Below are 21859 nucleotides of genomic sequence, written 5' to 3'. Positions count from 1 at the left end.
CTCCCTGTGGGAGAGGGCCAGGGTGAGGGCACCAAACCGCAGAGGAGCCCAAACCCATGTCTTCACGCCCCCCGTTCTTCACCAGCGCCCGCGGTCGCCTGCTGATATTTAACCTGCTGGTGGTGGCGGTAACGCTGATGGTAAGCGGCGTGGCGGTGCTCGGCTTTCGTCATGCCAGCCAGATCCAGGAGCAGGTGCAGCAGCAAACGCTGGATGACATGACCGGCAGCATGAACCTCGCGCGTGATACCGCGAATGTGGCGACGGCGGCGGTGCGGCTGTCGCAGGTGGTCGGTGCGCTGGAATACAAAGGCGAAGCTGAACGGCTGAAACAGACGCAGATGGCGCTGCGCCACTCGCTGGAGCAGCTTGCCGATGCGCCGCTGGCGCAGCAGGAGCCGGCGCTGGTGGCGCGTATTATTCGCAGGAGCAATGAGTTACAGCAGAGCGTGACGGGAATGCTGGAGCGCGGGCAAAAACGGCATCTGGAGCGTAACGCGCTGCTCAGCGCGCTGTATCAAAGCCAAAGCTACCTGCGTCATTTGCAGGATATCAACCGCCGTTACGCGAGCAATGTGCCAGACGCCCGGCAGCTTGCAGAGATGGACAGGCTGATCGTTGCCGCCATTGATACCCCTTCACCGCGCGCCACGGTGCAGCAGCTGGATGCAGTAACCGCGATGTTACCCGCGAGCGCCCTGCAACCGGTGGTCAACCTGGTGCTCCCGGATTTTAATGATGAGCTGCGCAAGCTCGCGCCACTGTCGAAGCAGCTGGAGGAGAGCGATCTGTCCATCAGCTGGTACATGTTCCACATCAAGGCGCTGGTGGCGATATTAAACCGCGACATCAATCAGTACGTTGAACAGGTGGCGCAGGCCTCCCGGCTGCGTACCGCCCAAAGCCACCAGGAGCTGCGCTCCATCAGCGTGTTTATCAGCGTCTTCGCGGTGCTGGCGCTGATCATCACCGGCTGCGCCTGCTGGTATATTTACCGCAATCTGGGCTCCAACCTGACGGCTATCTCAAGGGCAATGTCGCGCCTCGCTCACGGCGAGCAGGATGTGTCGGTGCCCGCGCTACAGCGGCGTGATGAGCTGGGGGAACTGGCGCGCGCGTTTAACGTTTTTGCCCGCAATACCGCTTCGCTGGAGCACACCACGCGGCTGCTGAAGGAGAAGACCTCGCAGATGGAGGTCGACCGCATCGAACGTCAGGGGCTGGAGGAGGCGCTGCTGCACAGCCAGAAAATGAAGGCGGTTGGGCAACTGACGGGCGGGCTGGCGCATGATTTTAATAACCTGCTGGCGGTGATAATCGGCAGTCTGGAGCTGACCGATTCAGCGTCACCGGACGCGCCGCGCATCACTCGTGCGCTCAAAGCCGCGGAACGCGGGGCCATGCTCACCCAGCGTCTGCTGGCCTTCTCGCGCAAGCAATCCCTGCAACCCCATGCGGTAGAGATGAAGCCGCTGCTGGAGAACCTGAGCGAGCTGATGCGGCACTCGCTTCCCGCCACGCTGACGCTGGATATTGAAGCGCAAACCCCGGCCTGGCCCGCATGGATTGACGTCAGCCAGCTGGAAAACGCCATTATCAACCTGGTGATGAACGCCCGTGATGCAATGGAGGGGCAAAATGGTGTGATCAAAATCCGCACCTGGAACCAGCGTGTGACCCGCAGCGACGGGCGCAGGCAGGATATGGTCGCGCTGGAGGTGATTGACCACGGCTGCGGGATGTCGCAGGAGGTGAAATCGCAGGTCTTTGAACCGTTCTTCACCACCAAACAGACCGGCAGCGGCAGCGGGTTAGGGCTGTCGATGGTGTACGGCTTTGTGCGCCAGTCGGGTGGTCGCGTTGAGATCGAAAGCGCGCCGGGGCAGGGAACCACCGTGCGGCTCCAGCTGCCGCGCTCGACGCTGCCCGCGTTCTCCGATGATGCCGCGCTGGCGACCACGGCCCCGGCAGAGAGTGAGCTGCTTGTGCTGGTCCTGGAAGATGAGGCGGGCGTGCGGCAGACACTGTGCGAGCAACTGCACCAGCTTGGCTACCTGACGCTTGAAGCCGAAAACGGCGAGCAGGCGCTGAACATGCTGGACGCATCGCCGGATATCGGCATGTTTATCAGCGACCTGATGTTGCCGGGCGGCCTGAGCGGCGCGGAGGTGATCGGCCATGTACGCAGCCACTATCCGCAGTCGCCGGTGCTGCTGATCAGCGGGCAGGATTTGCGCCCGGCGCATAACCCGCAGCTGCCGGACGTTCAGTTACTGCGAAAACCGTTCACCCGCGCACAGCTGGCGCAGGCGCTGCGCAAGGTGATGGCAGGAACCGGCAGCGAGCCAGGGTAGCGGCCCCCTGAGCGCCGTTAAAAGACGACGACGAGGCAGGGATAAATTTCACGGACTCATGCGGCAGCGGGCGGCGCAAATGCTGCTTTATCCCGACAATCAGCGCTTCGCGCGGAAAGCCAGGCATATCCATTACGCCGCCACCGAGGATCACCGCATCCGGATCGAACAGATTTACACTGGTGGCAATGGCGCGGGCTGCATGATTCAGGAGTTGTTGTACGAAGGGGTCATCGGGTACGGCTGAAAAGATATCTCCCATCGCATACTCGCGGGGCTGCTGTTCGTACCACTGTTTCAATGCGATACCGGAACAAACTGTTTCCAGACATCCCGGGTTGCCACAACCACAGTGCCGCGTCATATCCCCCTGTGGAATATGCCCGAGCTCGCCCGCTACGCCGTGCGCGCCCGTCCATGGAGCACCGTTTAGCCAGATGGCAAATCCCATGCCGGTGCCAAGATAGGCCGCCAGAACCTCTTGCTGCTGGAGATTGTTTTGCGCCACGTCAAACGAAAGCTGAAGGTTAACGTCGCGGGAAAATTCGACCGGGCAGCCTAGCGCATCTTCAAGTTTTCCCGCCAGATCGCGGAGCTCATTCGCCTGCAAAGGCAGATTTGGCGTCGAAATAATGGTGCGTTTGTCTTTGCCGACCAGTGCCGGAAAGCCCATGACCAGACCGCGACAGTGAACCTGTAAATGACGCAGCTGAGCCGCGATCATTTCCGTCACGCCGCACACCACACCAGAGCGGATAACCTCCGCGGTGCGCTGTTTTTCACAATGCAACACCGCACCGTCGGCCGTTTGCAGGCAAAAACGGATATGAGTGGCCCCCATATCCACTCCGGCGACGACATCAGGCTGTTTTTGCATGAGGAACAACCTCGTTTCGTGCCGACAGGATCTGCCCGGCCATAAGCTGCCATGCATCCCCGATATTCTCTGCATGGTTGAACAGACCAGACGTTCCGACGATAAAGACATCTGCGCCGGCGGCCATCAGTTTTTTATAGGTGGCCTGATTGCATGAGCCATCGATCTCAATCTCATAGCTCAGCCCTTCGCGTTCGCGCCAGGCTTTCAGCTCGGCAATTTTCTCCAGCATTTCCGGAATGAACGGCTGCCCGGCAAAGCCTGGATCGACGGTCATCACGGTGATTTTGTCCGCCTTATGAATATAGTATTTCATCGCCTCAACCGGGGTTTCCGGGTTGAGGATGAGTCCCACCTTCATACCGTGACGACGGATCTCTTCAATCAGGCGGAAAGCCTGACCGTTGATGGTCTCCGGGTGCAGTGTGATGAAGTCTGCTCCGGCCTGCGCCAGCTGGCTTATGTAGTCCTGCGGGCGAGTCACCATCAGGTGACAGTCCAGTGGTTTGGTGGCGAGCTTCTTCACCTGGCCGACAAAGAACGGAGACAGCGTCAGATTAGGCACAAAGTGGCCGTCCATGATGTCGATATGGAAGTAGTCCGCGTGCTGGTCAATAAATTCGATCTGTTCTTTGAATTTCAGCAGATCCATACACATCAGGGAGGGTGAAATTTTCATAGTGATTTCCTTACTTACTGATCAATCTGTCGAGGGCAACAGCGGCGATAATCAACCCGCCCATTACCACCAGCTGGTAGTAGGTTTGTACCTGTAAGATATTGAGTCCGTTATTGATGGTGCCGATGATGAGACCACCAATCACGACCGAGAAGATGCGGCCTTTACCGCCGAAGAAGCTGGTTCCGCCGATGATGGCGCTGGCGATGGCGTATGTTTCAAATCCCATCCCGGCCAGCGGCTCCGCTGCGCCCAGACGCGCGGTCGACACCACGCCCGCCAGCCCGGCGCATACGCCAGAAATAATGAACACCACCAGAATATGAAACTTCACGTCAATGCCGGAGTAGAACGCCGAGTTTTTGTTACCGCCCAGGGCGTAGATATTGCGCCCCAGCCGCATACGGGTGGTGAGGAACCAGAGGATCACCGCGACGATCAGCGAGAAGATGACCGGTACGGGTATCCCGAGGACGCTGGCAGCGAAGAAGTTTACAAAATCGAACGAGAAGCCATAGACGGAGTTAGCATCGGAAATCACCAGCGTGATGCCGCGAAAAATGGCGTTAGTACCGAGAGTGATAATGAACGGATGTAGCCCGGTCCAGTTGACCAGACAGCCATTGATCGCCCCCAGCGCGCCGCCGACCAGTACGCCGCCAATCAGTGCTGCAAAAAACGGGTCGACACCAGCCAGCATCAGTTTGGCAGTCACCATGCCGGAGAGTGCCAGAATGGCTCCGACGGACAGATCAATACCCGCGACAAGGATGGCAAAGAATTCGCCCATCCCGATCAGCACCGTTACCGAGCTCTGGACAAAAATCTGCGTGATGTTGTTGGTGGTGAGGAAGTACTCCGATGACAGCGTGCCAAAGATGGCGACTATAATCGCGAGGATAAAAAAGGTACCGTACTTGTCCCAGAACAGCGCGAAGTTAAATGGCTTTTTCTCCGCCATATCGCCTTTCACTCTTGTGGTAATGCCCATGCCATGATCTCCTCTTCGCTCATGTCGTCGCGATTGGTCAGGATTTGCGTCAGCCGCCCTTCGCAGAACACGGCGATGCGGTCGCAGACGGCGATAATTTCAGGTAATTCAGACGACACCATCAGGATGACCTTGCCTTCGTCAGCCAGCTGGCGCATCACCTTGTAGATTTCGGCCTTTGCGCCGACGTCGATGCCTCGCGTGGGTTCATCAAAAATGATGACGTCCGGGTTGCAACACAGCCATTTAGAAATCAGCACCTTTTGCTGATTGCCGCCGGAGAGTTCGGTGATGTTTTGCTCTACGCTATGGCACTTCAACGCCAGCAACTGGCGCTGTGCTTCGGCGGTCTTGCGTTCTTCATGCTCGCGAAAGAGCCCCATGGCCCCTTTATAGCCACCGTTTTTCAGGCTCTGGCTGACGGCCATGTTTTGGGCGATAGAGAAATTAGGGAAAAAGCCATTTTCGCGGCGGCTTTCGGTGATGTAGGCCATCCCTTTTTTCAACGCATCCAGAGGCGAACGCGGGGAGATGGTTTTGCCGTTGAGGCGAATTTCACCGCTCGCGCGTTTATCCACGCCGAAGAGACAGTCCATCAGTTCGGTACGTCCCGAGCCGACCAGACCCGCAAAACCCAGTATTTCGCCGCGGTTCACGCTGAACGAAATATCTCGCACTTTTTTCTTGTCCCGGCTGGTGACGTTGTTCACCTCAAACACCGTGTCGCGTTCGATGTTGCCGGTGCTCTCTTTCATGGCGTTAAAGCGGTTTTGCAGTTCGCGGCCGACCATCAGGCGCACAATGTCGTCGTTTGAAACGTCACTCACCAGGCCACTGCATACGCTGGAACCGTCTTTCATTACCGTGTAGCGGTCGCAGATGCGGCGGATTTCCGCGAGCTTATGCGAGATATAGACAATGGCGGTGCCTTCTTTACGCAGCTGATTCATGATCAAGAAAAGATAATCCACCTCTTTATTGGTTAATGAAGATGTGGGTTCATCCATAATGATCACTTTGGCATCGAGCATTAAGGTTTTCGCGATTTCCAGCATCTGTTTATGGCTGATGGATAAATTCGCTACCTTTTCATCTAAATCGACTTTTAATCCGACGCGTAAGAGCATCATCGCACCGCGAATGCGCATCTCTTTCCAGTCAATAATCCTGATGCCACAAACCTTTTTAGTCAGGTGACGGCCTATATATAGATTTTCCAGCACGGTTAATTCATCAATAACGCTGAGTTCCTGATATATAATGCCGATGCCCAGTTGTGCTGCCAGTTTATGATCCAATTTGTCGTAATTCTTTTCATTAATAATAATGGAGCCTTTGGTCGGCTCATGAATTCCCGACAATACTTTCATTAAGGTTGATTTACCGGCACCATTCTCCCCTAATAACGCGTGGATCTCATGAGGGTATATAGTTAAATCAACCGATTTTAATGCGTGAACCGGACCAAAGGATTTGCCGATCCCCGCCATCGAGATATATGGCGTGACCATGTTTATTTCCTTCTCTGTTCACCCTCTCCCTGTGGGAGAGGGCCGGAGTGAGGGCATCAAGCCGCACAGTTCTGCGTTATTTTGTCACCAGAATCGAATCCACCAACTTGAATTCAGGCGTTTTTTCCAGCGGGATGACTTTCCCGGTTTTCGCGGCATCCACCATTAATTTCAGGCCGGTCGCCCCGATGTCCGCCGGGTTTTGTGCGACGGTTGCCGTCATCTGACCGGCTTCGACCATCTTACGCGCCTCTGGGATACCATCGGTGCCGACCACCAGCACTTTGCCGATTTTACCGGCGTTTGCCACCGCCTGTGCCACGCCCATCGCCATGGTATCGTTCGCGCAGTAGAAGGCTTTCAGATTCGGGTTTCGTTGCAGCACGTTGGTTGCCACATCCAGAGCTTTAATGCGATCCCAGTCAGCGGGCTGGCTGGCAACCAGCTTAATTTGGTTTGCTTTTTTGAAGGCTTCTGTTGCGCCATTGCGGCGCGCCTCGCCCGATGCGTTACCGGCTTTACCCTCAATGATTGCGACTTCGCCCCCCTCCGCACCAAGTTTATTGATAATAAAATCGGCCCCTTTTGCGCCGACGGCCACGTTGTCCGTTGTGACAAACCCCTCTACATTGCCACCTGCTTTTTTCAGGTTATCCATATCGATTTTTTCATCGAGATTCACCAGATAGAGACCTTTCTGCCAGGCGCGCGCGACGGGCATGACCAGATTCACGGAGGAGAGTGGGGCAAAAGCGATACCCTTGTATTTTTTATTACTCAGATCTTCGAACAGCTGTAGCTGGGACTGAAAATCCCCTTCTGACGGCGAGGCAAAAATATCAACGCTTACTCCCAGGGTTTTGGCTTCATCTTCAATCCCTTTCTTCATATCCACCCAGAATGGATTGGAGAGCGTTTTTAATACCACCGCATATTCCGCAGCAGCAAACGCGCTGGTGGATAACATTAAGCCCATAGCGGCGCCGCTGAAATATTTCAGATATTTATTCATAGCAGTGTTCTCAATGTAGGGTATGTTGTTGTTAATCCCGCCTGAGCAGGATTAACCTTTTAATTTACTTCAGTGCGCCAGGAGAGAAGAAATCCACAATAGCGCCGGTTTTTTGCATATTAAGTGTGGCCTGTTCGATATTTTGTTGTGCAACGGAAACAAATAACGCATCTAATAATGTAAGCTGTAATATACGCGCGGAGGCGTTGCGCCCTAATAACGGGGTCTCTGGTGCTGGCGAACAAATAATATAATCAGCAAGTTTAGCAATCGGCGAATGGTAGCTATGGGTAATACAGATAATTTTGGCGCCGTTCTTTTTTGCTAACTCAACTGCTGCTTTCACATCACTGGTGCGGCCGGAATGGGAGACCACCAGTACCACATCCCCTTCCTTCAGCAGCGATGCCGACATCATCATAATGTGCGCGTCCTGATACGACTGGCAGCGCACGCCGATGCGTAGAAACTTATGCTGGATGTCGGCGCAAATAGCGTTAGAACCACCCACACCGTACAGATCGCGCTGGTTGGCCTGGGCGAAGAAACGTGCCGCGCGGTGAATTTCATCCACGTTCACTATCGACTGGCCTTCCATAATGGTGCGCAGCGTAATATTGAACACTTTGTTAACCACATCCTGTGGTGCTTCATCAAAAGCGAGTTCCGCAGGTAATACTTGTTCGGATTGCGAGAAGTAGTCGACCAGCGCCGCACGCAGGTTACGGAAACCGCTAAAGCCGAGCAGTTTGGCCACTTTCACGATCATCGCTTCCGACACCATCAGCGTTTCGGCAACGTCTTTAATCGCAGGCGCGCCGCTCAGGTTACCCGGCTGGAGCAGCCAGTCGACGATACGGCTTTCGTTGTCGGTCATGCCTTCCTGCTTCATGCGCAGGTACGGTGCAAGGCCAATGCCGTTAGGCAGCTCTTTTTTAAATTCTGACTGACTCATCGCTCTCTTTTGTCCTTAAAAATGAAGACGACACTATATCACCACACTCTGGCATGAAAATATGCTGGCAACTTCACAATGTTTGAAAATTCATAAAGTTTTATTGTCTGTGAAGTTTTGATGGGCGGTTGCTTTAGGATGACCTTAAAAATCAATAATATAATTATGACACGTTAACGGATTTTAATGCATGCCGTAAGAAATATACCGTCATGAGAGAGTTGAAATGTCAAAGTCAGGGGTGTAGAACACGCGCAGAACTCGATGGTTTTGAGGTTTTATTGCACAACTGACCGGTCTTAAATCACAACTCCATCGAGTTCGTAAAGTTAACCCACGATGAGGTTTATTATGAAAAAGATTGCATTTGGCTGCGATCACGTAGGTTTTATGCTGAAAGAGGATATTCTGGCCCATCTGCGCGCGCGTGGCATCGACGTGGTGGATAAAGGCACCTGTTCCCCGGAGCGTACTGACTACCCGTATTATGCCAGCGCGGTTGCACAGGCTATTATCGATAAGGAGGTGGATGGCGGCATCCTGATCTGCGGAACGGGGGTAGGGATCTCCATTACGGCCAATAAGTTCCCGGGCATCCGCGCAGTGGTCTGTAGCGAACCTTATTCAGCTCAGCTTTCAAGGCAGCATAACAACACGAATGTGCTGGCATTTGGTTCGCGCGTGGTCGGACTGGAGCTGGCAAAAATGATCGTCGATGCCTGGCTAAATGCACCGTTTGAAGGGGGACGACATCAGGCGCGAGTCGATGCGATAGGGGCGATTGAACAGGCCAGGAATTGAGATTCCTCCGCTACCCCGGTTCCCTGCCATTCATTACCGTAAGGCCAGTTCACCTGCGAGTCTGGCCTTATGAAACGTTACTCTACCGCTCTGTTATTGGGTCTGCTGACTTTAACCAGCCAACTGGCGCATGCCGATGTGATTGATGATGCCATTGGCAATATTCAGCAGGCGATCAACGACGCCTATAACCCCGGCAGCAGCCGTAATGATGACGACGACGATCGTTACGATCGCAGCCGTCAAACCGACAGCCGCCAGTACGACGATCGTCGTCGACAGTTAGAAGATCGACGCCAGCGTTTAGACGAGCGTCAGCGGCAGCTGGATGACGATCGGCGTCGGTTAGAAGAGGATGAGCGCCGGTTGGAGGATGATTACGATCGGTGGTAACCCCGGTATTGCAACGCACAGGCCGGGTAAGGCGCAGCCGCCACCCGGCAAAACCTAATCCAGTACCAGCATCATCCCGTCATACCCCGCTTCAATGCCGGACGGCAGCGGGTTATCCATCATCCACACGTCAAACTGATGGCTGATATGCGTCAGGATCACCTGCGGACAGCCAATCACCTCGTTCAGCGCAATCACCGTATTCAAGTCACAATGGTTGCGCGGCGTCTCCGGGCGCGGTTCATGGCTACAGTCGATAATCATCGCCTGCGGCTGATTGTTTAGCAGAAACGTCACCGTTTTATCCGGTAGCCCGGCGGTATCAGAAAGCCACGCCACGCGGCTGTGGGCGGACTCCAGCAGATAGCCAAACGTGAGTTTTGAATGGTTGAGCGGCAGCGGCGTGACCCGCAAGCCCTGAAGTTCAAACATCACAAACGGCTCCACCGTGTGGCTGAAATCGAGAAGGCCCGGATGCCTGAACAGGTCGTCACAGCCTGCGTCGTCCGGCGGACCGTAAACCGGAATGGTCGCTCCCACGCCCCAGCGCAGAGGAAAAAGCCCCTGAACGTGATCCATATGATAATGGGTAAGCAAAATCTGCCTGAAACTCCCCGCGGGCCAGTCGTCCATCAGGTGTGGAATACCCGCGTCCAGCAAGGTGACCGAATCGTTGAATTTCACCGCCGCGCTACAGGGGCGACGGCGATAATTTTCCTGTAAACGCGCCCGTCGGCACGCCGCGCAGTCGCAGCCAAACACCGGCACCAGCTGCGCCCCTCCGGTTCCTGTCAGCGTGATCGTCAGACTCATAACGCACCTCTACAGCGGTTTGGTGAAGCGGAAATGGCTTTGCGTATATCCTTCACGAACATAAAAACGGTGCGCGTCCACGCGCTTCACGCTGGTGGAAAGCTCGGTCAGCTCGGCGCCTGCCTGTCGCGCGACGTCCTCTGCCCAGGCCAGCAGCTGGCTGCCCACTTTTAATCCGCGCGCCTGCGGCATCACCACCAGCTCCTGGATCTCGCCGATCCAGCGGGCGTGATGCAGGTGAAACTGCATATGCAGGCCGATCATACCGATGATCTGCCCGTCCAGCTCGGCCAGCTGGTAGCGCATATTGTGATCCTGCAAGTTGGCCAGATACCCGGCGTGAAACGCCTGATGATCGAACTCGGCCTGCTTAAGTTCGCAGACCAGCGCGTAAACGATCGGCGCATCGTCGGCGGTGGCGGGGCGAAGCTGGCAGTCAGGCATGCTGTTTCTCCTTCTGGCGAATAAGCGATAGAAAGGTCTCGACTGACTGTAGCAAACTTCCGTCGTTATTGAGGAGATGGCAACCCGACGGGGTGTAGCGTGCCGCCCGTTCCAGCCGCTGGTCGATCTCGCGCGCGTTTTCGCGCCCCCGCTTTTGCAGCCGGCTACGGAGAACGTCCGGGGAAACCTGCAAACAGACCGGGAGCAGCGCCGCTTCGTACCGGGCGCGAGCCTGCGGGAGATGCGCCCGCGAGCCGTTAACCAGTACGTCGAACCCCGCATGCAGCCAGAGGTCAATCTCAATACCGACGCCATAGTAGTAACCGTTGGCATGCCAGCTCAGCGCCAGCAGGTTTTGTCCGGCGCGGGTAAAAAACTCCTGCTCGCTCAGGGCGATATGGTTCTCGCTTCCGGCGTTGGCATCGCGCGTGATATAGCGGTGCGCGACCAGCAGCTGTGAATGTTCCCGCTGCCGTAACGCCGACAGCAGGCTGTCCTTCCCGGAGCCGGACGGGCCCATTAACCAGATGAGTCTTCCCATCAGAACACCCTCTTTCCCTGACGCCAGACGTGGTCGATATGAATGTGCTCGCCCTTACGGTGGGCGAGCACCAGATCGGCCCGTTTCCCCTCGGCAATTTCACCGCGATTGTGAAGATTAAGCGCGCTGGCCGGGTTTTTCGTCACCAGGCGAATCGCCTGTGGCAGCGTGAAGCTGTTGTTCTCGTCGTCCGCGACGCGGAAGGCCGCGTCCAGCAGGCTGGCGGGGTAATAGTCAGAGGAGAGGATATCCAGCAGGCCGAGCGAGGCGAGCCTGCTTGCCGCCACGTTGCCGGAGTGCGATCCGCCGCGCACGATATTTGGCGCGCCCATCAGGACGTTCATGCCGTGCTTACGCGATGCCTCTGCCGCTTCAAACGTGGTGGGAAATTCAGCTATCACGCTGCCAAGCTGGTGGGATTCGCGCACGTGATCGTGCGTGGCGTCGTCATGGCTGGCCAGGGCAATATTACGGTCCCGGCACATCGCGGCAATGGAGAGGCGATTCGGCTGCGACCACTGGGCCGCCAGCTGGAGCTGCTCTTCTTCGTAGCGCGCCATCTCCGCGTCGTTGAGCGAATATTTGCCCTGATAGTATTCGCGATACTTTTCAATGTTGGCGAACTGGCGCTGCCCCGGCGAGTGATCCATCAGGGAAACCAGCGAGACCGGCTCGCGGCCCACCAGCTTCTCAAACAGCGGCAGGGTGGTGTGGTGTGGCAGCTCGCAGCGCAGGTGCAGGCGGTGCTCGGCGCGGTTGAGGCCGCGCTTTTGCGTCTCCTCCACGGCGTTGATCATCTTCTCCAGGTTCTCCAGGCGATCGCCGCCGTCGCGCACGTCGCCAATCGCTACCGCGTCCAGCACCGTGGTGATGCCGCTGGCGACCATCAGCGCGTCGTGGCTGCTCATCGCTGAATGAGCAGGCCAGTCGACCTTCGGGCGCGGGGTGAAGAATTTATCGAGGTTATCGGTATGCAGCTCAATCAGCCCCGGCAGCAGCCAGCCGCCTTCGCCGTCCATCGCTTCCGGTGAGCGGCTCCGGGTTTCGGCAAAGGCGCGGATGACGCCGTCCTGGATCTCGATTGAGCCGCCAACCACCTCGTTTTCCAGCACCAGCCTGACGTTATTGATAATCATACGTGTGTCCCCATCGGGTGCAGTCTGTCTGCCACGCGGCTGCGTACGGTTTCGTCGTGGAAGATCCCGACGATCGCCGCGCCGCGCGCTTTGGCCTGTTCGATCAGTTCCATCACCGCTGCGCTGTTCTTACTGTCGAGCGAGGCGGTGGGTTCATCCAGGAGTAAAATCGGGTAATCGACGATAAAGCCGCGGGCGATGTTGACGCGCTGCTGCTCGCCGCCGGAAAAGGTCGACGGGGCGAGGTGCCACAGACGCTCCGGTACGTTGAGGCGCGTCAGCAGGCTGGCGGCTTTAGCGGCGCAGGTTTCGCGCGGCACGCCGAGATCCAGCAGGGGTTGCATGACCACGTCCAGGGCGGAGATCCGCGGGATCACCCGCAGGAACTGGCTGACCCAGCCGATCGTCGAGCGGCGCACTTCCAGCACTTTGCGCGCGGGAGCCTGAACCAGATCGACCCATTCATTGTTATGGCGAATATGAATATGGCCTTCGTCCGGCAGGTAGTTGGCATACAGGGAGCGCAGCAGGGTGGATTTTCCGCTGCCGGAATGGCCATGCAGCACCACGCATTCGCCGTTGCTGACCTCTAACGAGGCATTTTGCAGTACCGGCAGGCGGACGCCGTTTTGCTGGTGGAGCACAAAGGTTTTACTGACATTTTCAACGTGGATCATTTTGGCCTCGCGATTCGTTTTGCCGGGTGGCGGCTTCGCCTTACCCGGCCTACGGGTGCGGTGTTCGTTTTGCCGGGTGGCGGCTTCGCCTTACCCGGCCTACGGGTGCGGTGTTCGTTTTGCCGGGTGGCGGCTTCGCCTTACCCGGCCTACAAGGTGCGGTGTTCGTAGGCCGGGTAAGCGCAGCGCCACCCGGCAACCGCGCCCTCAGTTCTGCAATACGGACGACACCAGCAGCTGGGTATACGGATGATGGGGATCGTCGAGCACGCGGTCGGTTAACCCACTTTCCACCACCTGACCCTGCTTCATCACCAGCAAGCGGTCTGCCAGCAGGCGCGCGACGCCTAAATCGTGGGTGACAATCACCACCGCCAGGTTTAGCTCCACCACCAGGCCGCGCAGCAGGTCGAGCAGGCGAGCCTGTACAGAGACGTCCAGCCCGCCGGTCGGTTCATCCATAAACACCAGCTTCGGATGGGTGACGAGATTGCGGGCAATCTGTAAACGCTGCTGCATGCCGCCGGAGAAGGTGGTCGGCAGGTCGTCGATGCGCGAGGCGGGAATTTCAACCTCTTCCAGCCAGTGCTGCGCCGTGGCGCGGATGTTGCCGTAGTGGCGCGCGCCGGTGGCCATCAGCCGTTCGCCGATGTTGCCCCCCGCCGAGACCTGGCGGCGCAGGCCATCCATCGGGTGCTGGTGCACCACGCCCCACTCGGTGCGCAGCAGGCGGCGGCGATCGGCTTCGCTCATGCCATACAGCGACATGCCTTCATACAAAATGTCGCCATTCTGCGGCGTCAGGCGCGCGGAGATGGACTTCAGCAGGGTGGTTTTACCGGAGCCGGACTCGCCGACAATGCCCAGCACTTCGCCCGGCCACAGCTCAAACGACACGTCGTTAAAGCCTTTGCCCGGCGCATAAAGGTGAGTCAGGTTATTAACCGAAAGCAGCGGTTTCATTGGCTGTTCGCCTCGCTCTGTTGGCGGCAGTAATCGGTGTCGGAGCAGACAAACATCCGTTTGCCCGTGTCGTCCAGCACCACTTCATCCAGATAGCTATGCTTCGAACCGCAGATGGCGCACGGCTCGTCCCACTCCTGCACCGTAAACGGGTGATCGTCAAAATCCAGACTCTCCACACGGGTGTACGGCGGTACGGCGTAGATGCGTTTTTCCCGTCCGGCGCCAAAAAGTTGCAGGGCGGGCATCATGTCCATCTTCGGGTTATCGAATTTCGGGATCGGCGACGGGTCCATCACGTAGCGGCCGTTCACCTTCACCGGGTAGGCGTAGGTGGTGGCGATATGGCCGAAGCGGGCGATGTCCTCATACAGTTTGACCTGCATGATCCCGTACTCTTCCAGAGCGTGCATGGTGCGGGTTTCGGTTTCCCGCGGCTCGATAAAGCGCAGCGGCTCCGGGATCGGCACCTGGAAAATCAAAATCTGATCTTCAGTCAGCGGGGTCTCCGGAATGCGGTGACGGGTCTGGATCAGCGTCGCGTCTTCGGTTTTTTCGGTGGTGTTGACGCCTGTTACGCGCTTAAAGAAGTTGCGGATCGACACGGCGTTGGTGGTGTCGTCTGCCCCCTGGTCGATGACCTTCAGCACGTCCGCTTCGCCAATCACGCTGGCGGTGATCTGTATACCGCCGGTGCCCCAGCCGTAGGGCATTGGCATTTCGCGGCCGCCGAACGGCACCTGGTAGCCGGGGATCGCCACTGCCTTCAGGATGGCGCGGCGGATCATGCGTTTAGTTTGTTCGTCCAGATAGGCAAAGTTGTAGCCGCTTAAGTTAGCCATTGGCGCGCTCCCGTTGCAGGCGTTTCAGCAGTTCCAGTTCGGCCTGGAAATCGACGTAGTGCGGCAGCTTGAGGTGCGAGACAAAGCCGGCGGCCTCAACGTTATCCGCGTGGGCCAGCACGAACTCTTCGTCCTGTGCCGGGCCTGCAATATGCTCGCCGTAGTCCGGCGCCTGGAGTGCACGGTCAACCAGCGCCATCGCCATCGCCTTGCGCTCGCTCAGGCCATACACCAGCCCGTAGCCGCGGGTAAAGTGCGGATCTTCATTCTCTGGCGCGACAAAACCGTTGACCATTTCGCACTCGGTCATCAGCATTTCGCCGATGTTCACCGCAAAACCCAGCTCTTCCGGCACGATTTCAATGTCGATATAACCGCTGCGGATCTCTGCCGCGAAGGGGTGGTTGCGCCCATAGCCGCGCTGCGTGGAGTAGGCCAGCGCCAGCAGATACCCTTCATCGCCGCGCATCAGCTGTTGCAGGCGGGACGAGCGCGAACAGGGATAGACCGGCGGCGTGCGGGTGATGTCATCCGGTGTGCTGCCGGTGTCCTCTTCCGCCTTCGCCAGCCCCTGGTTTGCCAGCAGGCTAAAGACGTGAGGGGAGGCGTCTTGTTCAGCGTCAGAGACGCTGAGCTGCGGTGTTTCACCGTTCGCCAGCAGAGTGAAGTCCAGCAGGCGATGGGTGTAGTCGTAGGTCGGACCAAGCAGCTGGCCGCCAGGAATATCTTTGTACACCGCAGAAATACGGCGCTCTAATCGCATTTCCGCCGTATTCACCGGCTCGCTAACCGCCAGCTTCGCAAGCGTAGTGCGGTAAGCGCGCAGCAGGAAGATGGCTTCCACGTTATCGCCGCTGGCCTGTTTCAGCGCCAGCGCCGCCAGTTCGCGGTCCGCGATGCCGCCTTCGGTCATCACGCGGTCGACGGCCAGGTTTAACTGCTGTTCAATCTGGGCGACGCTCAGCTCGGGAAGGGCGTCATCCCCCCGGCGTCTGTGCGCCTGCAAGGCATGGGCGGCGGCGATCGCCTTCTCGCCCCCTTTGACGGCAACGTACATCAGCACACCTCCACGTGAGTGGTTCTCGGGATCGCCAGCAGGCGCTCGCCGCAGGTCAGGATCAGGTCGATACCGAGCGGGAACGGATGCGGGCGCTCGGTCAGCTCATGAATGATGCACTCCGGCAGCTGGGGGGCGACCATCCGCTCGTCGGCGATCCCTGCACCCGTCAGGCGCAGCATGCGGCCACCGCTCAGGCTGGAGACCTGCAAAATCAGCGTAGCGCTGGTTTCTGGTGCGACGGCGCTGCCTTCGCTCAGGGCGTTAAGCTGTTCGTGGCTGATTTGCTCGTCGGCCACGGCGAAGACCGCCTGCTGGGGCTGCTCGACCAGCGGCGCGTTGGTGTGAAAGCGCAGGTTCTGGCTGGCGATATCGTTCAGCAATGCGCCTGACAGCCATACCGGGGTGTCGTTGTCCGCCAGCGTCAGCAGCACGCTGGTCGAGGCGAGGTTCAGCGGCAGCCAGCCCTGGGAGAGCTGGTGCAGCGAGACAATGACGCCCGGCTCGCTCATGGCTTTCAGCAGGCGACGGAAACTCTGTTGGGCATCCTGGACGGCCAGGGTAAAAGCAGGTTGAAGCGTCATGCGTTGTCTCCGCGAACGAGCGTAAAGAAGTCGACCCGGCTGGTATTCACTTCGGCCTGACGCGCGGCAAGGCGTGCGGCGCGGTCGGCTTCCAGCGGGGCAATAAGGGTTTCCATTAACGTCTGAAAATGCGGCTGTTCCTGTAAAAGCGCGTCGATCGCTGCGCAGCGCTCGGCGTGCGTTTTGTCGCGCCCAAGTACGTAGCCGTAGCCCAGCGTGCCGCTTTTCAGGCGGATCACCGCGCGGGTGAGGGTGGCATCGCCGGCGAAGAAGCGCTCGCCGGTGCCGCCCATGCGTGCCTGGATCTGCACCAGGCCGATCTCCGGCGCGCGGATCGTGTCGTAGTCCGGCGTCAGGCCGAGCGCGCTCATGCGGGCAGCCAGCGCATCAGGCTGGCTGTGGGCCAGCACGCGCATCCAGCGCTGACGAGTGGAGGTGTCGAAGTGCATTCAGTGCTCCATGGTAAATTCAATCATGTCGGCGCGGGTCAGGCTGACGGAGTATTCCGTTGCGTTGACGTCGCCGTCACGGTGGTTGAGGGTGCGCACGCAGAGCAGCGGGGCCATGTTGGGGATCTCCAGCACCTTGCTCTCTTTCGCCTGCGCGCGGCGGGCGCTGATGCGCGTCTGGGTGCGTTTGAGCGCGATACCCGTCGCGTCCTGAAGAAAATCATGCAGGGAACCGCTGGCGAAATGTTGCAGCACGGGCCAGAGGGTGAGGTCCGCGAAGTAGTGGTCGATCTGACAGACCGCCACGCCGTTCACCCGGCGCAACGTGCGCAGGTAAACGACGTTGTCGCCCTCCTGAATCCCCAGCGCGTCCGCCACGTGGCGGGAGGCGGGGCGCAGGACTGACAGCAGCTTTTCGCTGGTGGGGTGGCTGCCCTGATCGAGCAGGTTCTGGCTAAAACGCGCCTGGGCATTGAGCGGGTAGTCGAACGGACGCATCAGCACCAGCACGCCGACGCCCTGACGGCGCTGGACCCAGCCGCGCTCCACCAGTTGATCGATGGCGCGACGCAGGGTGTGGCGATTCACTTCGTAGCGGTCGGCAAGCTGCTGCTCGGCGGGCAGGTAGTCTCCGCAGCGGTAGTGCGTGCGCAGCTCCACTTCGAGCTTGGCCGCAATCTCTTGCCAGCGGGTGGGGTAACTGGTCGGATGTCTGGATAAGTGCATACAAATCAAAGCCTCGCTTCTCAGATGAAGTGCTTACGCAAACGTTGAGAGAGGAAATCCAGCAGGCTGACGGTGACGATGATGAGCACCATCAGGGCGCAGGTTTGCTGGAACTGGAAACCACGAATGGCTTCCCACAGGGTGACGCCAATGCCGCCTGCGCCCACCATGCCGACCACGGTGGCGGAGCGAACGTTGGACTCGAAGCGGTACAGGGAGTAGGAGATGAGCAGCGGCATCACCTGCGGCAGGACGCCGTACAGGATCTCTTCGATTTTGTTCGCTCCGGTTGCGCGGATGCCTTCCACCGGGCCGGGCTCGATGGCTTCAACCGCTTCGGAGAGCAGCTTGGAGAGCACGCCGGTGGTGTGGATGAACAGCGCCATCACGCCCGCGAACGGACCCAGGCCGACGGCGACCACGAACAGCATCGCAAAGACCATTTCGTTGATGGCGCGACAGGCGTCCATCAGGCGACGCATCGGCTGGTAAACCCACCACGGCACGATGTTTTCGGCGCTCATCAGGCCAAACGGAATGGAGAGGATCACGGCGAGGGCGGTGCCCCAGACGGCAATTTGCAGGGTGATCGCCATTTCACCGAGGTAGTCCTGCCACTGGCTGAAGTCCGGCGGGAAGAAGTCGGCGGCGAAGGTCGCCATGTTGCCGGAGTCCCTGAAGAGCAGCAGCGGATCCATCTCCGCGCCCTTCCAGGAGATAACGAGCACCGCCAGCAGAACGGCCCAGCTTATGAGCGAGAACCAGCTGCGCTTTGGCGGCGGGAGGGTGATGGTTTGCATGTTTTACTCCGTGGCTCTTTGTGTGCCGGATGGCGCTACGCTTATCCGGCCTACGATCTGTTCTCCCTCTCCCTGTGGGAGAGGGCCGGGGTGAGGGCATCAGCGTGCTCATTTCCCCCTCACCCTAACCCTCTCCCTCAAGGGAGAGGGGACGTAAGTTACTGCACCGCTTTATTCACGCTGGTCATGGCGCCGAGCGCGGCGGTCAGGCGGTCGAGATCGTCCAGCTGCGCCTGAATTTCCGACACTTTGCTGGTCTTCTCTTCTTCCTTCAGACCTTTGTTGTCCTTCACGCCCTGCATCTGCTTGAACAGCGCCAGCTGGCGAATCGGCACCAGTTGCAAATCGCTGGACGCGCGGAACGGCGCCCAGCCCAGACGTGCCAGAACCGCTTTCTCTTCCGGCGTTTTGCCGTAGTTCATAAAGAAGTCGTAGACCTTGTCCTTGGTGTTCTCAGAGAGGTTTTTGCGCCACACGATCGGGTCGCCCGGGATCAGCGGTGATTTCCAGATAACCTTGATTTCCTTCAGCTTGTCCGGCGCGGAGGTCTTCAGCTTGTCGAGGTTTTCAGTGTTGTTGGTGGCGACGTCAACCTGCTTATTCGCCACGGCCAGGGCGTTGGTTTCGTGGCTGGCGTTGACCGTGCGCTTAAAGTCGCTGGCGGAGACGTTGTTTTTCGCGAAGACGTAGTAGCCAGGGACGAGGAAGCCGGAAGTGGAGTTCGGGTCGCCGTTACCAAACGTCAGCTCTTTGCGTTTGGCGAGCATGTCGTTGAGGTTGTTGATCGGGCTGTCTTTGTTCACGATCAGCACGCTCCAGTAGCCCGGGGAGCCGTCTGCCGCAACGGTCTGGGCGAAGACCTGGCCGTTCGCGCGATCTACCGCTTCCATAGCAGAGAGGTTGCCATACCAGGCGATGTCGACTTTGTTGAAGCGCATTCCCTGAATGATGCCCGCGTAGTCCGGGGCGAAGAAGGCGTTTACTTTGATCCCCAGTTTGGTTTCCATATCTTTCAGGAACGGTTCCCACTGCGGCTTCAGGTTTTGCTGTGATTCCGTTGAAATGATGCCAAAGTTCAGCGCTTTTTCCTGTTCCTCAGCGTAAGCAGGGCTTAGCAGGGTGCTGATGCTGAACATGCTGGTGAAGGCCAGCGCGGCAACGGCTTTGTAGTTCATGTCCATTCCTCGTTATGGGGACGTTAAGCAGCCTGCGCGCGCTCTTCGACGCGGTTTACGCTGCGGTAGAGATGATCGAAACGTTCGTTATCAAACTGGTGGCTTGCGCCATCGAAGAACACATTGCCCTGACGCAGGGCGACGATGCGCTCGCAGTAGCGCAGGGCGTAATCCACCTGGTGCAGCGTCACCACCACGGTGATACCGTCGTTCTGATTGATGTCGCGCAGGGTTTCCATCACGATGCGGGCCGATTCCGGGTCCAGCGAGGCGATAGGTTCATCGGCCAGAATGATTTTGGCTTTCTGCATCAGGGCGCGGGCGATGGCGACGCGCTGCTGCTGTCCGCCGGAGAGCGTGGAGACGCGCTGGTGGGCGAAATGCGCCATGCCGACGCGGGTCAGCGCCTGTAAGGCTTCTTGCTTCTGGGATGGGGAGAACCAGCGCAGGCAGGTGCGCCAGAACGGGGTGCTGCCGAGCGCGCCAATCAGCACGTTCTCGAGCACGGTCAGGCGGTTCACCAGGTTGAACTGCTGAAAGATATAGCCCGTCTGAGCGCGGTTTTTGCGAATATCGCTCGCCAGACGCCCCGCATGTTGCACGGTGTTCCCCAGCAGTTCGACGCGGCTTTCCGGCGTTTTGTCACAGGTAATCAGGCCGCTCAAGTGACGAAGAAGGGTGGATTTACCTGAACCAGACGGTCCCAACAGCGCCACCATTTCGTCCTGCTGGACGGTCAGATCAACGGCATGCAGCGCCTTGTTGTGATGGAAGGTTTTGCTCAGTTTCTCGACGCGAATGACAGTTTGCATGTGCCGGGCCTCACGATAAATGTGGCCTCATGCTGGCGCATCAATATGACATTTGGGTTAAGTCTCGGTTGCGGGAATTTGAAGAGTTGAGGGGAGTTTGATGACAGGCGGAGGCAGACTGCCCACCGCCCGAAAATTAGTGCTGCTGCTTAACGACGTTAATCATCCACGGCACGCCGTATTTGTCGGTGACTTTCCCGAATCCGTGCGCCCAGAAAGTCTCCTGCCAGGCCATTTCGACATTGCCGCCATCAGAGAGGTTGTCGAACCAGCGTTTGCCTTCATCCACGTCCTGCGTGTCGAGCACCAGCGTAAATCCGGCGTACTGCGCGCTGCTGCCGGGTGGCAGACCATCGCTCATCATGATATCGCTGCCGGCAATGCGGACGTTAGAGTGGGCGATGGCGGTATCCGGGAAGTTCATGCCTGACGGACAGCCTTCTTCACTGTTTTCGTCTTTGGGCATTTCGCCGAAGGTGATTTTGTAGAGGAGCTCTGCGCCGACGGCCTGCTGATAGAAGGCGGTCGCCTCCGCACAGTTGCCGGCGAAAGAGATGTAGGGACTTAACGGCATAATCTTTACCTCACGTAAGAAAAGCCCGTTAAGTGTAGTTCCCGAACGCCCGGTAAGCGAAGCGTCACCGGGCGGGACAATCAGTTCTTTTTCACGAACTCAGATTTCAGTTTCATCGGACCGAAGCCGTCAATTTTGCAGTCGATATTATGATCGCCTTCAACCAGACGGATATTTTTGACTTTAGTGCCGATCTTCAGCATGGAGGAACTGCCTTTTACCTTCAGATCTTTCACAACGGTAACGCTGTCGCCGTCTGCCAGCAGGTTGCCGTTCGCGTCTTTCACGATCAGCGCATCGCTGTCCTGCGCAGGCTCCGCATCGTTCCATTCATGGGCGCATTCCGGGCAAACGAACATGCCATTGTCTTCATAGGTGTATTCAGAATTGCATTTCGGGCAGTGTGGAAGTTGCATGTTGGTATCCTCAAAAGTGTTAACACGCTGGAAAACGCCAGCTAAATGACGGCAGTGTGCCGAAAAAGGCAGCGAGTATAACGCAAATCCCCACTTTTGTCGGTGATATTGTTTTATAAAAATAGCGCATAAATGCGCAAGCGATGACACGAACTGTCAGTGAATTAAGGGAAGCTTAAGCCCTGAACGGCAGAGATCGTAATCATGCTAAATGTATCGAATATTTTATTACAGCAAATTGCTACGTTGTGCCATTTCGGATAAGGTGAAGGAACAA

The 21859-nt window shown here is 57.8% G+C and carries 25 protein-coding genes; 3 read left to right on the top strand and 22 right to left on the bottom strand.

What is annotated here, in order from left to right:
• Positions 1 to 56 precede the first annotated feature (56 nt).
• Complete coding sequence (locus SK58_RS00170; protein WP_048219183.1) at positions 57 to 2354, top strand: hybrid sensor histidine kinase/response regulator; 2298 nt, start codon at positions 57 to 59, stop codon at positions 2352 to 2354.
• Here the strand turns inward: SK58_RS00170 and alsK are convergent.
• The 6 genes from alsK to alsR all read right to left on the bottom strand — a co-directional run bounded on the left by alsK (position 2287) and on the right by alsR (position 8379).
• Positions 2287 to 3231, bottom strand: coding sequence for an allose kinase (gene alsK, locus SK58_RS00165; protein ID WP_048219182.1), 945 nt, complete (start codon positions 3229 to 3231; stop codon positions 2287 to 2289). The two genes, SK58_RS00170 and alsK, sit on opposite strands and share 68 nt — an antisense overlap.
• A complete protein-coding gene (gene alsE, locus SK58_RS00160; protein ID WP_015570210.1) occupies positions 3215 to 3910 on the bottom strand; it encodes a D-allulose 6-phosphate 3-epimerase in 696 nt (231 codons plus the stop codon). Before alsE ends, alsK begins: the two co-directional genes overlap by 17 nt.
• Positions 3911 to 3920: 10 nt before the next feature.
• Positions 3921 to 4901, bottom strand: a complete 981-nt coding sequence (gene alsC / locus SK58_RS00155) for a D-allose ABC transporter permease (RefSeq protein WP_017382644.1) — start codon at positions 4899 to 4901, stop codon at positions 3921 to 3923.
• Positions 4880 to 6412, bottom strand: coding sequence for a D-allose ABC transporter ATP-binding protein AlsA (gene alsA, locus SK58_RS00150; protein WP_017694707.1), 1533 nt, complete (start codon positions 6410 to 6412; stop codon positions 4880 to 4882). The genes alsC and alsA overlap by 22 nt, the downstream gene beginning before the upstream one ends.
• 76 nt (positions 6413 to 6488) lie before the next feature.
• Entirely contained in the window at positions 6489 to 7424 is a 936-nt protein-coding gene (alsB, locus tag SK58_RS00145) for a D-allose transporter substrate-binding protein (RefSeq protein WP_015570212.1), read from the bottom strand.
• A gap of 64 nt (positions 7425 to 7488) precedes the next feature.
• Positions 7489 to 8379, bottom strand: a complete 891-nt coding sequence (gene alsR / locus SK58_RS00140) for a MurR/RpiR family transcriptional regulator (RefSeq protein WP_015570213.1) — start codon at positions 8377 to 8379, stop codon at positions 7489 to 7491.
• A gap of 351 nt (positions 8380 to 8730) precedes the next feature.
• Here alsR and rpiB point away from each other — a divergent pair, with 351 nt between their 5' ends.
• Positions 8731 to 9180, top strand: a complete 450-nt coding sequence (gene rpiB, locus SK58_RS00135; RefSeq protein WP_023295775.1) for a bifunctional allose-6-phosphate isomerase/ribose-5-phosphate isomerase RpiB — start codon at positions 8731 to 8733, stop codon at positions 9178 to 9180.
• 69 nt (positions 9181 to 9249) lie between these two features.
• Entirely contained in the window at positions 9250 to 9573 is a 324-nt protein-coding gene (gene yjdP / locus SK58_RS00130; protein ID WP_017382647.1) for a DDRRRQL repeat protein YjdP, read from the top strand.
• A 54-nt stretch (positions 9574 to 9627) separates the two neighbouring features.
• Here the strand turns inward: yjdP and phnP are convergent, their stop codons facing one another.
• From phnP to SK58_RS00050, 16 genes are all read right to left on the bottom strand, one after another.
• A complete protein-coding gene (gene phnP / locus SK58_RS00125) occupies positions 9628 to 10386 on the bottom strand; it encodes a phosphonate metabolism protein PhnP (protein WP_015570216.1) in 759 nt (252 codons plus the stop codon).
• A 9-nt stretch (positions 10387 to 10395) separates the two neighbouring features.
• Positions 10396 to 10830: an aminoalkylphosphonate N-acetyltransferase gene (gene phnO / locus SK58_RS00120; protein WP_045141422.1), complete on the bottom strand. Its 435-nt coding sequence runs from the start codon at positions 10828 to 10830 to the stop codon at positions 10396 to 10398.
• On the bottom strand, positions 10823 to 11374 hold the full coding sequence (phnN, locus tag SK58_RS00115; RefSeq protein ID WP_026080559.1) for a ribose 1,5-bisphosphokinase: 552 nt from the start codon (positions 11372 to 11374) through the stop codon (positions 10823 to 10825). Before phnN ends, phnO begins: the two co-directional genes overlap by 8 nt.
• Positions 11371 to 12507 carry an alpha-D-ribose 1-methylphosphonate 5-triphosphate diphosphatase gene (phnM, locus tag SK58_RS00110; protein ID WP_048219181.1) on the bottom strand — a complete coding sequence of 379 codons (1137 nt, stop codon included), beginning with the start codon at positions 12505 to 12507 and terminating at the stop codon, positions 11371 to 11373. Before phnM ends, phnN begins: the two co-directional genes overlap by 4 nt.
• Positions 12504 to 13184 (bottom strand): phosphonate C-P lyase system protein PhnL, encoded by a 681-nt coding sequence (gene phnL, locus SK58_RS00105; protein WP_045340458.1) that lies wholly within the window; start codon positions 13182 to 13184, stop codon positions 12504 to 12506. Before phnL ends, phnM begins: the two co-directional genes overlap by 4 nt.
• 207 nt (positions 13185 to 13391) lie before the next feature.
• Complete coding sequence (gene phnK / locus SK58_RS00100; RefSeq protein WP_039271996.1) at positions 13392 to 14147, bottom strand: phosphonate C-P lyase system protein PhnK; 756 nt, start codon at positions 14145 to 14147, stop codon at positions 13392 to 13394.
• Positions 14144 to 14989 (bottom strand): alpha-D-ribose 1-methylphosphonate 5-phosphate C-P-lyase PhnJ, encoded by an 846-nt coding sequence (gene phnJ / locus SK58_RS00095; protein ID WP_006810438.1) that lies wholly within the window; start codon positions 14987 to 14989, stop codon positions 14144 to 14146. The genes phnK and phnJ overlap by 4 nt, the downstream gene beginning before the upstream one ends.
• Positions 14982 to 16046, bottom strand: a complete 1065-nt coding sequence (locus SK58_RS00090) for a carbon-phosphorus lyase complex subunit (RefSeq protein ID WP_032104783.1) — start codon at positions 16044 to 16046, stop codon at positions 14982 to 14984. The genes phnJ and SK58_RS00090 overlap by 8 nt, the downstream gene beginning before the upstream one ends.
• Positions 16046 to 16630, bottom strand: a complete 585-nt coding sequence (phnH, locus tag SK58_RS00085; RefSeq protein ID WP_003860219.1) for a phosphonate C-P lyase system protein PhnH — start codon at positions 16628 to 16630, stop codon at positions 16046 to 16048. Before phnH ends, SK58_RS00090 begins: the two co-directional genes overlap by 1 nt.
• Positions 16627 to 17079 (bottom strand): phosphonate C-P lyase system protein PhnG, encoded by a 453-nt coding sequence (gene phnG, locus SK58_RS00080; protein WP_017694700.1) that lies wholly within the window; start codon positions 17077 to 17079, stop codon positions 16627 to 16629. The genes phnH and phnG overlap by 4 nt, the downstream gene beginning before the upstream one ends.
• Positions 17080 to 17805, bottom strand: coding sequence for a phosphonate metabolism transcriptional regulator PhnF (gene phnF / locus SK58_RS00075; protein ID WP_017694699.1), 726 nt, complete (start codon positions 17803 to 17805; stop codon positions 17080 to 17082).
• A 20-nt stretch (positions 17806 to 17825) separates the two neighbouring features.
• Positions 17826 to 18605 carry a phosphonate ABC transporter, permease protein PhnE gene (phnE, locus tag SK58_RS00070; protein ID WP_023302942.1) on the bottom strand — a complete coding sequence of 260 codons (780 nt, stop codon included), beginning with the start codon at positions 18603 to 18605 and terminating at the stop codon, positions 17826 to 17828.
• Positions 18606 to 18763: 158 nt separating this feature from the next.
• Positions 18764 to 19780, bottom strand: coding sequence for a phosphonate ABC transporter substrate-binding protein (gene phnD / locus SK58_RS00065; protein ID WP_032104778.1), 1017 nt, complete (start codon positions 19778 to 19780; stop codon positions 18764 to 18766).
• A 23-nt stretch (positions 19781 to 19803) separates the two neighbouring features.
• On the bottom strand, positions 19804 to 20592 hold the full coding sequence (phnC, locus tag SK58_RS00060) for a phosphonate ABC transporter ATP-binding protein (protein WP_048219178.1): 789 nt from the start codon (positions 20590 to 20592) through the stop codon (positions 19804 to 19806).
• Positions 20593 to 20728: 136 nt separating this feature from the next.
• Positions 20729 to 21166 (bottom strand): VOC family metalloprotein YjdN, encoded by a 438-nt coding sequence (gene yjdN, locus SK58_RS00055; protein WP_032104775.1) that lies wholly within the window; start codon positions 21164 to 21166, stop codon positions 20729 to 20731.
• A gap of 80 nt (positions 21167 to 21246) precedes the next feature.
• Positions 21247 to 21582: a zinc ribbon domain-containing protein YjdM gene (locus tag SK58_RS00050; RefSeq protein ID WP_003860206.1), complete on the bottom strand. Its 336-nt coding sequence runs from the start codon at positions 21580 to 21582 to the stop codon at positions 21247 to 21249.
• Positions 21583 to 21859 lie beyond the last annotated feature (277 nt).

Origin of the sequence: Enterobacter sp. BIDMC93 (genome assembly GCF_001037805.1) — a bacterium.
Taxonomy (GTDB): domain Bacteria; phylum Pseudomonadota; class Gammaproteobacteria; order Enterobacterales; family Enterobacteriaceae; genus Enterobacter; species Enterobacter hormaechei_C.
The sequence above is the reverse complement of the archived record's forward strand: the minus strand, read 5'-3'. Positions and strand labels throughout refer to the sequence as shown.

What these genes read in the sequence shown, in the direction of transcription:
- SK58_RS00170 (WP_048219183.1), top strand. Translation starts at nt 57, where the DNA reads ATGTCTTCACGCCCCCCGTTCTTCACCAGCGCCCGCGGTCGCCTGCTG.
- alsK (WP_048219182.1), bottom strand. Translation starts at nt 3,231, where the DNA reads ATGCAAAAACAGCCTGATGTCGTCGCCGGAGTGGATATGGGGGCCACT.
- alsE (WP_015570210.1), bottom strand. Translation starts at nt 3,910, where the DNA reads ATGAAAATTTCACCCTCCCTGATGTGTATGGATCTGCTGAAATTCAAA.
- alsC (WP_017382644.1), bottom strand. Translation starts at nt 4,901, where the DNA reads ATGGGCATTACCACAAGAGTGAAAGGCGATATGGCGGAGAAAAAGCCA.
- alsA (WP_017694707.1), bottom strand. Translation starts at nt 6,412, where the DNA reads ATGGTCACGCCATATATCTCGATGGCGGGGATCGGCAAATCCTTTGGT.
- alsB (WP_015570212.1), bottom strand. Translation starts at nt 7,424, where the DNA reads ATGAATAAATATCTGAAATATTTCAGCGGCGCCGCTATGGGCTTAATG.
- alsR (WP_015570213.1), bottom strand. Translation starts at nt 8,379, where the DNA reads ATGAGTCAGTCAGAATTTAAAAAAGAGCTGCCTAACGGCATTGGCCTT.
- rpiB (WP_023295775.1), top strand. Translation starts at nt 8,731, where the DNA reads ATGAAAAAGATTGCATTTGGCTGCGATCACGTAGGTTTTATGCTGAAA.
- yjdP (WP_017382647.1), top strand. Translation starts at nt 9,250, where the DNA reads ATGAAACGTTACTCTACCGCTCTGTTATTGGGTCTGCTGACTTTAACC.
- phnP (WP_015570216.1), bottom strand. Translation starts at nt 10,386, where the DNA reads ATGAGTCTGACGATCACGCTGACAGGAACCGGAGGGGCGCAGCTGGTG.
- phnO (WP_045141422.1), bottom strand. Translation starts at nt 10,830, where the DNA reads ATGCCTGACTGCCAGCTTCGCCCCGCCACCGCCGACGATGCGCCGATC.
- phnM (WP_048219181.1), bottom strand. Translation starts at nt 12,507, where the DNA reads ATGATTATCAATAACGTCAGGCTGGTGCTGGAAAACGAGGTGGTTGGC.
- phnL (WP_045340458.1), bottom strand. Translation starts at nt 13,184, where the DNA reads ATGATCCACGTTGAAAATGTCAGTAAAACCTTTGTGCTCCACCAGCAA.
- phnK (WP_039271996.1), bottom strand. Translation starts at nt 14,147, where the DNA reads ATGAAACCGCTGCTTTCGGTTAATAACCTGACTCACCTTTATGCGCCG.
- phnJ (WP_006810438.1), bottom strand. Translation starts at nt 14,989, where the DNA reads ATGGCTAACTTAAGCGGCTACAACTTTGCCTATCTGGACGAACAAACT.
- SK58_RS00090 (WP_032104783.1), bottom strand. Translation starts at nt 16,046, where the DNA reads ATGTACGTTGCCGTCAAAGGGGGCGAGAAGGCGATCGCCGCCGCCCAT.
- phnH (WP_003860219.1), bottom strand. Translation starts at nt 16,630, where the DNA reads ATGACGCTTCAACCTGCTTTTACCCTGGCCGTCCAGGATGCCCAACAG.
- phnG (WP_017694700.1), bottom strand. Translation starts at nt 17,079, where the DNA reads ATGCACTTCGACACCTCCACTCGTCAGCGCTGGATGCGCGTGCTGGCC.
- phnF (WP_017694699.1), bottom strand. Translation starts at nt 17,805, where the DNA reads ATGCACTTATCCAGACATCCGACCAGTTACCCCACCCGCTGGCAAGAG.
- phnE (WP_023302942.1), bottom strand. Translation starts at nt 18,605, where the DNA reads ATGCAAACCATCACCCTCCCGCCGCCAAAGCGCAGCTGGTTCTCGCTC.
- phnD (WP_032104778.1), bottom strand. Translation starts at nt 19,780, where the DNA reads ATGAACTACAAAGCCGTTGCCGCGCTGGCCTTCACCAGCATGTTCAGC.
- phnC (WP_048219178.1), bottom strand. Translation starts at nt 20,592, where the DNA reads ATGCAAACTGTCATTCGCGTCGAGAAACTGAGCAAAACCTTCCATCAC.
- yjdN (WP_032104775.1), bottom strand. Translation starts at nt 21,166, where the DNA reads ATGCCGTTAAGTCCCTACATCTCTTTCGCCGGCAACTGTGCGGAGGCG.
- SK58_RS00050 (WP_003860206.1), bottom strand. Translation starts at nt 21,582, where the DNA reads ATGCAACTTCCACACTGCCCGAAATGCAATTCTGAATACACCTATGAA.